Source organism: Mitsuaria sp. BK037, assembly GCF_014193045.1.
Classification (GTDB): domain Bacteria; phylum Pseudomonadota; class Gammaproteobacteria; order Burkholderiales; family Burkholderiaceae_C; genus Roseateles.
Genome location: NZ_JACHYS010000004.1, coordinates 26,577 through 38,903 on the forward strand (window position 1 = coordinate 26,577; position 12,327 = coordinate 38,903).

Here is a 12,327-nt window from a genome sequence, read left to right on the forward strand (position 1 = left end):
GTTCAGCGGCGCTCGTACTTCCAGTTGCGGCGCTTGCCTTCCGCCATCCACGCGATGGATTGCGCCAGGCGCTTCTCGCGGGTGCCGGCCTGCTTCGCCTCGACGATCCACTCGATGTATTCGCGCTGCTGGCTGGGCGGGAAGGCCTCGAAGGTCGCTCGCGCCGCCGCGTTGGCCTGGAGCGCCGCGCCCAGGTCGTCCGGCGTCGCCAGCGGTGGCCGGGGCGCGGCCGCCTTGGCGGGCCGGGCCTTCACGCCGTCCTCGATGAGGCGCATCGCGCGCTGCAGGATGGCCTGCTGCTCCGCCGGGGCCGGCAGGTCCTGGAGCGAGGCGACGCGGCCAAGGTCGCCCATGGCGCCGTCCTTCGCATGCGCCGCGCCGACAGCGGCCGCCCCGTGCCAGAAGCCGATCGAGCAATGCGCCTTGAAGGCGGCCATGCCGGTCAGGATCCGGTCGCGGTAGGTGAAGTTGGGGAAGCCCCACTTGATCGTCTCGACGACCTCGGGGCAGTGGGCGTGCACGGTCGCGCGCCAGTGCCGCAGGATCCCCTGCGCGAAGGGAGCGGCGCGCTCGATGTAGGCGTCGACGCGGGGATCGAGGGTGGGCATGGCGTCGCAGCCTAACGCGTCCACGGGCGGTCGACCATCGTGGTCTATGCTCGGTCCCCATGCGCGCCAAGCCCTCGAACTCCCTTCTCGCCCGCCTGCCGGCGGCCCTGCCGATCTGGACGCTGCTCGCGCCGCTGGCGGCGATCCTCGCGCTGCTGGGGCTGACGGCCGGCGGCAACTCGACGCTGGTGCTGGCGGTGGTCAGCGTCCTGCTGATCGGCGCGGTGCTCGCGGCGGTGCATCACGCGGAGGTGGTCGCGCACCGGGTGGGCGAGCCCTATGGCTCGCTGGTGCTGGCGGTCGCGGTGACCATCATCGAGGTGGCGCTGATCGTGTCCCTGATGCTTGCCGGGGGCGAGTCCACCAACACGCTGGCGCGGGACACGGTGTTCTCCGCGATCATGATCGTCTGCAACGGCGTGCTGGGCCTGTGCATCCTGGTCGGCGGCTGGAAACACCAGGAGCTGGCCTTCCGCGTCGAGGGCACGAGCCCGACGCTGGCGGTCCTGGCGGCGTTGTCGGTGCTGACGCTGGTGCTGCCGGCCTTCACGACGAGTTCAGCGGGGCCGACCTTCACCACCGCGCAGCTGCTCTTCGCGGGCGGCGTGTCGCTGGTGCTGTACGGCGCCTTCGTGTTCGTGCAGGCGGTGCGGCACCGCGACTACTTCCTGCCGGTGGCCGGCGTCGACGACCAGGACACGCATGCCGAGCCGCCGAGCTGGCGCGTGGCCGGGCTGAGCCTGGCGCTGCTGCTGGTGTGCCTGGTGGGCGTGGTCGGCCTGGCCAAGCTGCTGGCGCCGACGATCGAGCGCGGCGTGCATGCGATCGGCGCGCCGCCGTCGCTGGTGGGCGTGATCGTGGCGATGCTGGTGCTGCTGCCGGAGACGGTCGCGGCGGTGCGCGCGGCGCTGCACAACCGGCTTCAGACCAGCCTGAACCTCGCGCTGGGATCGGGCTTGGCGAGCATCGGGCTGACGATCCCCACGGTGGCGGTGCTGTCGCCGCTGTTCCCGCATTCGCTGGTGCTGGGGCTCACGCCGCTGAGCATGGTGCTGCTGTTCCTCACCTTCATCGTCGGCGGCCTCACGCTGGGCGGCGGACGCGCCACGGTGCTGCAAGGCGCCGTGCACATGGTGGTGTTCGTCGTGTTCCTGTTCCTGGCGGTCGTGCCCTGAGGCTTCACGGTCGATGAGCCGGGCCGCCCGAGCGCGGTCCATGGCCCACCGGACGGGTCGATGCTTCGCCGTTGCGCCAGCCCGGCCCCAGCGACCTACGCCGCCAGCCTGAACGCGCTCACCAGCGCGTTCAGCTGCTCCGCCTGAGAGCGCAGGCTGCCCGCCGCGGCGGCGGACTCCTCGACGAGCGCGGCGTTCTGCTGCGTCATCTCGTCCAGCCGCTGCACGGCGACGTTGACCTGGCCGATGCCGTCCTTCTGCTCGGCGGCCGCCGTGGCGATTTCGCCGACGATGTCAGCCACGCGGCGCACGCCCTGCACGATCTCGCCCATCGTCGTGCCGGCGTCCTGCACCAGCCGCGTGCCGGCGTCCACGCGCGAGACGCTCTCGCCGATCAACGCCTTGATCTCCTTGGCCGCGCCGGCCGAGCGCTGCGCCAGCGCCCGCACCTCGCCGGCCACCACCGCGAAGCCGCGTCCCTGCTCACCCGCACGCGCCGCCTCCACGGCCGCGTTCAGGGCCAGGATGTTGGTCTGGAAGGCGATGCCGTCGATGACGCCGATGATGTCGTTGATGCGCCGCGAGCTCGACTCGATCTGCTGCATCACCTCGACCACCTCGCTCACCACGTCGCCGCCCTTGGAGGCCGACTCGCGCGTCGCGCTCACCAGCGCGTTGGCCTGCTGCGCCGAGCTCGCCGTGTGCGCCACCGTGCCGGTCAGCTCCTCCATCGACGAGGCCGTCTGCTGCAGGTTGGAGGCCGTCGCCTCGGTGCGCGCCGACAGGTCCTGGTTGCCGGTCGCGATCTCCTGCGTCGCGACGTTGATGGTCTCGGTGCCGTCGCGGACCTGCCGCACCATGCGCCGCAGCGCGTCCTGCATCGCGCTCAGCTCGCGCAGCAGCACGCCGATCTCGTCGCTGCGATCGACGACGATGTCCTGGCTCAGGTCGCCGCTGGCGATGGTCTGCGCCACCGCGCCGGCGCGCACCATCGGCGCCCGCACCGACTGCGTGATCCGCCACGCGATGAAGACGCCCAGCACCACCGCCAGGCCGGTCAGCGCCAGCATCAGCGCCGCCGCCTGCGAGGCCTGCTCGCGCTGGCGCGCGGCGTAGGCGTCGGTGTCCTCGGAGATCAGCGCCACGAGCTTCTCGACCGACGCGAGGTAACTGGTCGCCGCCGGGATCAGGGTCTGGTCGACCTGCCGGCCGCCCGCCGCCGGATCGGCCTTGATCGCGGCCATCACGCCCTTGCGGATGTCGACGTAGCGCTGGCGCTCGGCGGCGATGACCGGCAGCTGCGCCTTCTGCTCCGGGTCGTCGATGGCCTTCTCCAGGTCGGCCTGGAGCTGGTTGATGCGCTCGGTGGTGCGCGTCATCTCGCCGGAGAGGAATGCGGTCAGCCCGTCGTGCCCGCCGGACTTGGCCATCGCCATCACGCGGTTGAGGTTGAGCTCGGTCGCGGCGCGCCAGTTCGTGGCCATCAGCCGGCGCTGCTCGAGCACGTGCAGGCCGTCGCTCAGGCGCACCATCTCGCGCAGCTTCATCACCCCCACGCCGGTCATCAGGGCCGCCATCGCGAGCACCGCCGCGAAGCCGACCTGGAGCAGGGTGGTGATCTTCATCCGGTTCAGCGTCTGCAGCATGGCGGACTCCCGTCGACGTGGGTGCGATCGATTATGGGAGTGCCCCCTGGACACGGCAAGGCAGGGAAGGCCCGGGCCCCTCGGGTCGGGGGCTGTGCGGCAGGGGCCGGGTCATGCGCCCGGCCGGGCTCACATGCTGCGCCGATATTGCCCGCCGACCTCGAACAGCGCCGCCGTGATCTGCCCTAGCGAGCAGACCCGCACCGCGTCCATCAGCACCTCGAAGACGTTGCCGTTGTCGATCACCGCCTGCTGCAGCCGCTTGAGCATCGCCGGCGACTCGGCCGCGTGGCGCGCATGGAACTCGCCCAGGCGCGTCAGCTGGCTCTGCTTCTCGTCCTCGGTCGAGCGCGCCAGCTCGATGTGCTCCGGCACCGGGTCGCCATGCGGGTTGCGGAAGGTGTTGACGCCGATGATCGGGTACTCGCCGGTGTGCTTGAGCATCTCGTAGTGCAGCGACTCCTCCTGGATCTTGCTGCGCTGGTAGCCCGTCTCCATCGCGCCCAGCACGCCGCCGCGCTCGGCGATGCGCTCGAACTCGGTCAGCACCGCCTCCTCGACCAGCTCCGTCAGCTCGTTGATGATGAAGGCGCCCTGGCTCGGGTTCTCGTTCTTGGCCAGGCCCCACTCGCGGTTGATGATCAGCTGGATCGCCATCGCGCGGCGCACCGATTCCTCGGTCGGCGTGGTGATCGCCTCGTCGTAGGCGTTGGTGTGCAGTGAGTTGCAGTTGTCGTAGATCGCGATCAGCGCCTGCAGCGTGGTGCGGATGTCGTTGAACGCGATCTCCTGCGCATGCAGCGAGCGGCCCGAGGTCTGGATGTGGTACTTCAGCTTCTGGCTGCGCTCGTTGGCGCCGTACTTGTCGCGCATCGCCACCGCCCAGATGCGGCGCGCGACGCGGCCCAGCACGGTGTACTCCGGGTCCATGCCGTTGCTGAAGAAGAAGCTCAGGTTGGGCGCGAAATCGTCGATGTGCATGCCCCGCGCCAGATAGGCCTCCACGAAGGTGAAGCCGTTGGACAGCGTGAATGCGAGCTGCGAGATCGGGTTCGCGCCCGCCTCGGCGATGTGGTACCCGCTGATCGACACCGAATAGAAATTGCGCACGTCATGGTTGACGAAGTACTGCGCGATGTCGCCCATCACCTTGAGCGAGAACTCGGTGGAGAAGATGCAGGTGTTCTGGCCCTGGTCCTCCTTGAGGATGTCGGCCTGCACCGTGCCGCGCACGTTGGCCAGCACCCAGGCGCGGATCTTGGCGGCCTCGTCGGCGGTGGGCTCGCGGCCGTTGTCGGCCTTGAACTTCGCCAGCTGCTGGTCGATGGCGGTGTTCATGAACATCGCCAGGATCGACGGCGCCGGGCCGTTGATCGTCATCGACACCGAGGTCGTCGGGTTGCACAGGTCGAAGCCGTCGTACAGGACCTTCATGTCGTCCAGCGTCGCGATGCTGACGCCGGAGTTGCCGACCTTGCCGTAGATGTCCGGCCGCGGCGCGGGATCGGCGCCGTAGAGCGTGACCGAGTCGAAGGCCGTCGACAGCCGCTTGGCCGGCATCCCTTCGGAGACCAGCTTGAAGCGGCGGTTGGTGCGGAAGGCGTCGCCCTCGCCAGCGAACATGCGGGTGGGATCCTCGCCCTCGCGCTTGAACGCGAACACGCCGGCCGTGTACGGGAAGCTGCCCGGCACGTTCTCCAGCATCAGCCACTTGAGCAGTTCGCCCTGGTCCTCATACGGCGGCAGCACGACCTTGCGGATCTTGGTGCCCGAGAGCGACGTCGACACCAGCGCGGTACGGATCTCCTTGTCGCGGATCTTCACGACGTACTCGTCGCCGGCGTAGGCCTTCTGCATGTCGGGCCATTGCGCCAGCAGCTGGCGTGCGTCGGCGTCGAGCTTCGCCTGGCGCGAGGCGGCGAGCGCTTCGAGCGCCGCCACGTTCGCTTGCCCATCGGACTGCTCCAGCATCACGGCGCTGGCGCTGAGCTGCTGGATCTCGCGCGCGAGTCGCGCCTGCGCACGGGCGCGCTTCTTGTAGGCGCGGACGGTGTCGCCGATCTCGGCCAGGTAGCGCGCGCGCGCCGGTGGCACGATCGGCGTCTGGTGCGTGCTGAAGCGCGTCGCGGCGATCGGCAGGCGGCCGTCGTGCAGGCTCAGGCCGAGTTCCGCCAGCCGCGGCTTGAGCGCCTGGTACAGCGCGGTGACGCCGTCGTCGTTGAAGCGGCTGGCCATGGTGCCGAAGACGGGCATGTCCTCGGCCTTCTTTCCCCAGGCTTCCTTGTTGCGCTGCACCTGCTTGGCGACGTCGCGCCAGGCGTCGGCCGCGCCCTTGCGGTCGAACTTGTTGATCGCCACGAACTCGGCGAAGTCCAGCATGTCGATCTTCTCGAGCTGGCTGGCGGCGCCGAACTCCGGCGTCATCACGTACATCGGCACGTCCACGTGCGGCACGATGGCCGCGTCGCCCTGGCCGATGCCGGAGGTCTCGACGATGACGAGGTCGAAGCCCGCCACCTTCGCCGCGGCGATCACGTCGGGCAGCGCCTGCGAGATCTCGGAGCCGAAGTCACGCGTGGCCAGCGAGCGCATGTACACGCGCGGGCCGGCCGCCCAGGGCGCGATGGCGTTCATGCGGATGCGGTCGCCGAGCAGCGCGCCGCCGCTCTTGCGGCGCGACGGGTCGATCGAGATCACTGCGATGCGCAGCGCGTCGTCCTGGTCCAGGCGCAGGCGGCGGATGAGTTCATCCGTCAGCGACGACTTGCCGGCGCCGCCGGTGCCGGTGATGCCGAGCACGGGGATGCGCAGGTCGCGGGCGGCGTCGCGCAGCGACTGCGTGAACGCCGCGTCGGCGCGGCCGTTCTCCAGCGCGGTGATGGCCTGTGCGAGCGCACGCCAGGCGGCTTCGGAATGGCCCTGCAACGCGGCGATCTCGCCGGGCGCGGCGGCGCTGAGGTCCTGGTCGCAGCGCATGACCATCTCGCCGATCATGCCCTGCAGGCCCATGCGCTGGCCGTCCTCGGGGCTGAAGATGCGCACGCCCTGGTCGGCCAGGTCGCGGATCTCGGCCGGCACGATCACGCCGCCGCCGCCGCCGAAGACCTGGATCTTGTCGCCGCCGCGCTGGCGCAGCAGCTCGACCATGTACTTGAAGTATTCGACGTGGCCGCCCTGGTAGGAGCTGACCGCGATGCCCTGCGCGTCTTCCTGCAGCGCGGCGGTCACGACCTCGTCCACCGAGCGGTTGTGACCCAGGTGGATGACCTCCGCGCCCATGCTCTGCAGGATGCGCCGCATGATGTTGATCGCCGCGTCATGGCCGTCGAAGAGGCTCGCGGCGGTCACGAAACGGACCTTCTGGGTGGGGCGGTACTCGGCCAGGGCCTTGTACTCGGCGGACATCTCGGTCATGCGTGTGTCTCCGGCTGGGGGGCGCGGTCGCCTGCGGACGGCGAGGGTGGTCCCGCCGCGGCGCCTGTCGTGGGTCGATCCCTTCTGGGGACCGACCCTGGGCGCCGATTCTAGGTGCCGGTTGACGTTTACGTAAACGTGAGAAGCCCGCGCTTGTCGATGCGCGAAGGGCGGGTAATCCCTAGGGCGAGGGGCTAGCCGCGGCGGCGTCGGGCCAGCGTCGCCAGCAGCGCCAGCCCGCCGAGGGTCAGCGCACCCATGCCCGGTTCAGGGACCGCGACGACCACGTCGGCGAAGGACTGGGCGTAGCTGACGCCGGCGCCGTTCAGCGCGGTGAAGCCGCTGATGGCGTTGCCGTCGGCATCGGTGACCGAGGAGATGCCGTCCCAGTAGAAGCTGTTGGTGAAGGCGGCGTACGACTGCGCGGTGAGGGCGCCGATGACCGTATCCGCGCTGTCATGCAGGAAGGACGAGGACATCGCGGTCCCCTGCCACAGCATCTCGATGGGACGGCCAAACTCGAACTCCAGTTGCAGGTTGTAGATCCCGGTGCCCTCCCGCGAGGCGCCGGCGACGACGCGGTCGTTGACCATCGCCAGATAGTCGTACCCGTACTGCGACACCCAGCCCGGGCCGGGGAACTCCGCCGCAACCCCCGAGGCGCGCATCGTGAGGTTGGCGCTCCAGAAATAGGACATCTCGCGGTCGGGACCGGGGATGGGCTGCCCCGTCGTCGAGTTGGTGGAGGAATGGCTCATGCCGACGTCGCCCTCGAGCACGACGCGGAAGTTCATGACCCCGCGGGTGCCGTCCACGCAGGTGAGGCAGGTGATGACGAAGCTGTCGGCCGCTTCCGTGCTGGCCATCGACTCGGCACGGGTGCCGGGCTGCACGCCGGACACCGAGGTCTGCGTCGTCGCGGTGCGCGATACGAAGGTGAGGAGGCCGAAGGTCGCGGTGGCCGAGGAACGCGCCTCGGCGTTCTGCACGAGGCTGGACGACTGGTCCAGCAGCACGGCGTCGGCGGCCGACCAGATGGACGAGCCGCCGGTCTTCCATTCGCCGATCTGCTCGGCGCTGCGCGCCGCGGTCTGGCTGCTCGCGGTGGCGATGGATTTGAACTCGGCGGCGCCGGCGGCTGCGCTTCCCAGCGACAGCAACGCGACCAGCAGGACCTCGACGGACACTCGATGCGAAATGTGGCGCATGGCGCTCTCCCTGCGGCGGGGGTGCCGCAAGCTGCGACAGTACGGCGATCCGCCGCATCGCGCGGCCCCTCCCAAACAGGACCGCGGGCACGGTGGTTGCGCGGTGGCAGGCGCGGCGATTGCTCCGCGCTGGCGCGTTCCGCCCGGCCCGTGCGCTCGGCATGGAACTTGCGCCGTCTCGGCGGTGAAGCCGCCGCAAGCCCCCGTTGCCAGCCCGGAGCCGTCCGCTCCGGCGGGGCTGCGCGTGCTCGTCATCGACGACGGCGCGCATCGCGCGGACCTGCTGCGCGACGAGCTCGCGCGCCAGGGGCACGAGGTGGTCGGCGTCATCGAGCAGGCGACGTTGATCCACGACTGCGTGCTGCGCCTGCAGCCGGACGTCGTGATCGTCGACGCCGAATCGCCGACGCGCGACACGCTGGAGAATCTCGCCACGCTCTCCGCCAAGATGCCACGCCCGGTGGTCGTCTTCGCCGAGGACGAGGACCGCGGCACCATGCGTCGCGCGATCCAGGCGGGCGTCAGCGCCTATGTCGTCGCGGACCTTCAGGCGCAGCGCCTGGCGCCGGTGTTGCACGTCGCCATCGCGCGCTTCGAGCAGGACCTCGCGCTGCGTACCGAGCTGAGCCACGCGCAGGCGCAACTGGCGTCGCGCAAGCTTGTCGACAAGGCCAAGGGCATCCTGATGCGCGAGCAGGGCCTGGACGAGGACCAGGCCTACCAGCGGCTGCGCAAGCTCGCCATGGACCGCGGCGAGCCGATCGCGCAGGTCGCTCGGCGGGTCATCGACGCGCACGAGCTGCTGCGGGGCTGAACGCACCGCCGCGGCGCATGGGCGCCGCAGGACGGTGCGTGCCAGGCGCCGGTCGTGATCAGTCGCGCCGACGTCGCGCCAGCGCGCCCAGCGCCGCCAGGCCGCCGAGCATCAGCGCCCACGTGCCGGGTTCGGGTACCAGCGGCACGGCGGCCAGGGCGTAGTTCACCCGCCCGTCGAGGCTGTAGGCATTGAAGTTCGTCACCGCCTGGCCGCCGACCGTGACATCGCGGATGCCTCCCCAGGACACGCGGTGCCCGCCGCTCGTATCCCGCGAAACGATCCAGGATTCGGACCCGTCGCCGACGACCGAAACCGCGCCGGAGTACACGTCGACGGAGAGTTGAAGTTCCAGGTGGATTGGCTGGCCCACGACGAAGCTTTGATAGCTGAAGCCCCAGGCGTTGCCGACCCATTCGCCGTTGTCGAGCGCGGCCCAGTACTCGTTGCCGATCGCGGCGGAGGCGTAGAAGTTCCGGCCTGTGGATGGCGTGCCGCCGCTTCCGAACGACTCCTGATTCGTCCCGAAGGCGTACTGCGCGAGCATGTAGCCGGTCGTCCCTGCGACGCAGCCGTCGCAGGTGATCATGAAGTCGTCCACGAGCGTCGCGGAGACGAAGCTGTAGACCATGACGCTCTGCTGAAGCGGCAACGTCGACGTCAATGAGACGGCGTTCCGGACATCGGCCAGCAACCAGCCGTCGCCCGCCGCGGCGCGTGTGAAGGCGCTACCGCTCGCGCTCAGCCCCGTCTTCTGCCAGCTGCTCGTCAGCGAACCCTCGTACAGGTGGCCGGCGGCGGCCGACGGCTGATGGTCGAGCACCGACTGAGTGACCGCGCCATTGACCAGCAGATAGGTGTTCTGCGAAACGCTCTGAGTCCCCGCTTGCGCCGCGACCGCGCCGAAGCTCGTCAGGCCGGCCAGCGCGAAAGCGCGCCAGCGGCGCGAATGAAGGCCATCCATGTCTTGTCTCCCTTGCCGCATCGTTCGCGGCGGCTTCACGGAAGTTAGCCGACGGCCGACGTTCACGCCGCCCCACGAAACCGCTTCCGCGGGCACGCCGCGTGCGCGGCCTTGGCACGCTTCATGCGTAGTGATCGGCAAGCCCTCGCAACGGCGTGAGGGCCGCCCCAACAAGGTTCGGACAAAGGCGTCCGATCGCACCCGCGCACCGCGCCGGGTCCGATCGCGACGCCTTTTTTGTTTTCTTTCCCGGAGGTCTTGAATGCAACACGGTTCCAAGGAGGGTCTGATGAGCGCTGAGCGTCGCAAGCTGCTCGCCGCCGGAGCGGCGCTGGGCGGGCTGTCCGCGCTGCCGGGCGGTGGCGCCTATGCCGCGGGCTCGGACAAGCCGGAGAAGGAGGAGGTCCGCATCGGCTTCATCCCGCTGACCGACTGCGCGTCGGTGGTGATGGCCGCCGCGCTGGGCTTCGACAAGAAGTACGGCATCAAGATCGTGCCCACCAAGGAGGCCTCCTGGGCCGGCGTGCGCGACAAGCTCGTCAACGGCGAGCTCGACATGGCGCATGTCCTCTACGGCCTCATCTACGGCGTGCACCTGGGCGTGGCGGGTCCGAAGAAGGACATGGCCGTGCTGATGACGCTCAACAACAACGGGCAGGCGATCACGCTGTCGAAGAAGCTCGCCGAGGCGGGCGCGGTTGACGCCGCGTCGCTGACCCGCGCGATGAAGAAGGAGCAGCGCGACTACACCTTCGCGCAGACCTTCCCGACCGGCACGCATGCGATGTGGCTCTACTACTGGCTGGCCGCCGCGGGCGTGAACCCGATGAAGGACGCCAAGGTGATCACCGTGCCGCCGCCGCAGATGGTGGCCAACATGCGCGTGGGCAACATGGACGGCTTCTGCGTCGGCGAGCCCTGGAACCATCGCGCCATCATCGATGGCATCGGCATCACCGCGGCCACGACGCAGGACATCTGGAAGGACCATCCGGAGAAGGTGCTGGGCACCACCGGCGACTTCGTGAAGAAGTACCCGAACACCGCGCGCGCCGTGATCATGGCCGTGCTCGAGGCGGGCCGCTGGATCGACGCGAGCCTGTCCAACAAGCAGAAGATGGCCGAGACCATCGCCGACAAGGCCTACGTCAACACCAGCGTCGACGCGATCAACCAGCGGATCCTGGGCCGGTACCAGAACGGCCTGGGCCGGACCTGGGACGACCCCAACTACATGAAGTTCTTCAGCGACGGCCAGGTCAACTTCCCCTGGCTGTCCGACGGCATGTGGTTCCTCACGCAGCACAAGCGCTGGGGCCTGATCAAGGAGCATCCGGACTACCTGGGCGTGGCCCGCCAGGTCAACCAGGTCGAGCTCTACAAGCAGGCCGCGGCGGCGCTGGGCGTCTCGGTGCCCAAGGAGACGATGCGGTCCGCGAAGTTCTTCGACGGCGTCGTCTGGGACGGCAAGGATCCGGCGAAGTACGCCGATGCCTTCAAGGTCCGCGCCTGAACGGCGCTTCATCCGATCCCCGCAGGAGGCCGTCATGGTCAGTGCCGTGTTCCATTCCCCCACCGACGCCGCCGAGCCGATGAGCGCCCCGGTGGTCCCGCCCAAGCCGCTGGCCCGCGACGCGGCCAACGAACCGGTCGCGCCGTCCACGCCGGCCGCGCCGTCCGCGCGCCCGCCGCGCGCCGGCATCGACTGGCGCAGCCTGTGGATGCGCGTACTGCCGCCGGTGCTCGGGCTCGGCCTGCTGTGGCTCGTCTGGACCGTCGCCACGCTCAAGGGCGGCGCCTTCCCGACGCCCGGCGCCACCTGGGACGCCGCGGTCCAGCTGTTCGCCGATCCGTTCTATCGCAACGGCCCCAACGACCAGGGCATCGGCTGGAACATCCTGAACTCGCTGGAGCGTGTCGGGCTGGGCTTCGGCCTCGCGGCGGCCGTGGGCATCCCGCTGGGTTTCATCATCGGCCGCTTCGAATTCGCGAGCCGCATGCTGTCGCCGCTGATCAGCCTGCTCAAGCCGGTGTCGCCGCTGGCCTGGCTGCCGATCGGGCTGCTGGTGTTCAAGAGCGCCAACCCGGCGGCGATCTGGACCATCTTCATCTGCTCGATCTGGCCGATGGTGGTCAACACCGCGGTGGGCGTGCAGCGCGTGCCGCAGGACTACCTGAACGTCGCGCGCGTGCTGCGGCTGTCGGAGTGGAAGCTGGTGACGCGCATCCTGTTCCCGGCGGTGCTGCCCTACATGCTGACCGGCGTGCGGCTGTCGGTGGGCACGGCCTGGCTGGTGATCGTCGCGGCGGAGATGCTGACCGGCGGCGTGGGCATCGGCTTCTGGGTCTGGGACGAGTGGAACAACCTCAACGTGCGGCACATCCTGATCGCGATCTTCGTGATCGGCATCGTGGGCCTGCTGCTGGAATGGGCGCTGATGGCGCTGGCCAGGCGTTTCTCTTTCGACGATTGAGCGCATCAAGCGCGACCAGGAGAT

The 12,327-nt window shown here is 69.6% G+C and carries 9 protein-coding genes; 4 read left to right on the forward strand and 5 right to left on the reverse strand.

Features of this window, described 5'->3' with window-relative positions; all coding sequences use genetic code 11:
* Positions 1-2 precede the first annotated feature (2 nt).
* The gene (locus FHT37_RS21155; RefSeq protein ID WP_183484303.1) at positions 3-608 is read right to left on the reverse strand and encodes a YdeI family protein; all 606 of its coding nucleotides are present in this window, start codon (positions 606-608) and stop codon (positions 3-5) included.
* A gap of 59 nt (positions 609-667) precedes the next feature.
* Between FHT37_RS21155 and FHT37_RS21160 the strand changes: the two genes are divergently transcribed.
* Positions 668-1,783 (forward strand): calcium:proton antiporter, encoded by a 1,116-nt coding sequence (locus tag FHT37_RS21160; RefSeq protein WP_147240114.1) that lies wholly within the window; start codon positions 668-670, stop codon positions 1,781-1,783.
* 95 nt (positions 1,784-1,878) lie between these two features.
* Here the strand turns inward: FHT37_RS21160 and FHT37_RS25710 are convergent, their stop codons facing one another.
* The 3 genes from FHT37_RS25710 to FHT37_RS21175 all read right to left on the reverse strand — a co-directional run bounded on the left by FHT37_RS25710 (position 1,879) and on the right by FHT37_RS21175 (position 8,051).
* Complete coding sequence (locus FHT37_RS25710) at positions 1,879-3,429, reverse strand: methyl-accepting chemotaxis protein (protein WP_221211193.1); 1,551 nt, start codon at positions 3,427-3,429, stop codon at positions 1,879-1,881.
* A gap of 129 nt (positions 3,430-3,558) precedes the next feature.
* Complete coding sequence (gene icmF / locus FHT37_RS21170; RefSeq protein ID WP_183484306.1) at positions 3,559-6,843, reverse strand: fused isobutyryl-CoA mutase/GTPase IcmF; 3,285 nt, start codon at positions 6,841-6,843, stop codon at positions 3,559-3,561.
* A gap of 194 nt (positions 6,844-7,037) precedes the next feature.
* Positions 7,038-8,051 (reverse strand): PEP-CTERM sorting domain-containing protein, encoded by a 1,014-nt coding sequence (locus tag FHT37_RS21175; RefSeq protein WP_183484311.1) that lies wholly within the window; start codon positions 8,049-8,051, stop codon positions 7,038-7,040.
* A 184-nt stretch (positions 8,052-8,235) separates the two neighbouring features.
* On the opposite strand from FHT37_RS21175, the gene FHT37_RS21180 reads away from it, so the two are divergent.
* Positions 8,236-8,865 (forward strand): ANTAR domain-containing response regulator, encoded by a 630-nt coding sequence (locus FHT37_RS21180; protein ID WP_217648359.1) that lies wholly within the window; start codon positions 8,236-8,238, stop codon positions 8,863-8,865.
* A gap of 58 nt (positions 8,866-8,923) precedes the next feature.
* Here the strand turns inward: FHT37_RS21180 and FHT37_RS21185 are convergent, their stop codons facing one another.
* Positions 8,924-9,829 carry a PEPxxWA-CTERM sorting domain-containing protein gene (locus FHT37_RS21185; protein WP_255489898.1) on the reverse strand — a complete coding sequence of 302 codons (906 nt, stop codon included), beginning with the start codon at positions 9,827-9,829 and terminating at the stop codon, positions 8,924-8,926.
* Positions 9,830-10,118: 289 nt separating this feature from the next.
* Between FHT37_RS21185 and FHT37_RS21190 the strand changes: the two genes are divergently transcribed.
* Positions 10,119-11,342, forward strand: coding sequence for a CmpA/NrtA family ABC transporter substrate-binding protein (locus FHT37_RS21190; protein ID WP_183484315.1), 1,224 nt, complete (start codon positions 10,119-10,121; stop codon positions 11,340-11,342).
* Between the two features lie 34 nt (positions 11,343-11,376).
* Entirely contained in the window at positions 11,377-12,303 is a 927-nt protein-coding gene (ntrB, locus tag FHT37_RS21195; protein WP_183484318.1) for a nitrate ABC transporter permease, read from the forward strand.
* Positions 12,304-12,327: the final 24 nt, after the last annotated feature.